Source organism: Bacteroides sp. 2_2_4, from assembly GCF_000157055.1.
In the GTDB taxonomy this organism is placed as follows: domain Bacteria; phylum Bacteroidota; class Bacteroidia; order Bacteroidales; family Bacteroidaceae; genus Bacteroides; species Bacteroides ovatus.
Genome location: NZ_EQ973415.1, coordinates 1 through 600, shown reverse-complemented (window position 1 = coordinate 600; position 600 = coordinate 1). Strand labels below are relative to the sequence as shown.

Annotated in this window: 1 pseudogene; it reads right to left on the bottom strand. The window is 65.5% G+C overall.

Annotated elements, in window-relative coordinates:
- Positions 1 to 600, bottom strand: a pseudogene (locus tag BSCG_RS00050) (type IV secretion protein Rhs); the annotation flags it as partial.

Sequence of the window (600 nt, the reverse complement as noted above, 5' to 3'; positions counted from 1 at the left end):
GTTCCACACCCACCGCATCACGGTCGTGCCGAAGCTCTTGGAGAGCCTGCGCCCGAGCGCGTCGTATGTGAACTCCACCTCCCTCTTGTCGGGCCGCACCACCTTTGCCAGAGAGCCGTCGGCGTTCCACCGGTATCTCCAGCGGTCCTTCTTGCCGTCAAGCCACCTTCCCGTGCCGAGGTAGCGTTCCGTCAGGTTCCCGTCCGCATCGTACTCGCAGTGCCATTCGCCGTCCTGCTCCAGCCGTCCGCCACCGAGGTAGCGGCGCAGCCTCATGTCCGGGTCGGGATACAGGTTTCCCGTCTGGTCGCTCTTCCTCCACTGCTCCCTGCCGTCGGGATATTCCGCCCTTTCGAGCTGCCCCGTCGGGGTATAGGAGTAGCGTGTCTCGCCACGCCTGCTGTCCTCCACGGACAACAGCCTGTCGGCGACGCCCCAGCGGTAGCGGCGCATTGCCGTGTGCGCGAGTCCTTGCGTGTGCGGGCATCCACCAGACGGCCTATGTCATCATAGGCGAACGAGCGTACGATGCCTCCCGGAAGGATGTGCTCCACCTCGAAGCCCAGCGTGTCGTGGCGGTGTGCCGATTCCCACGAGCCC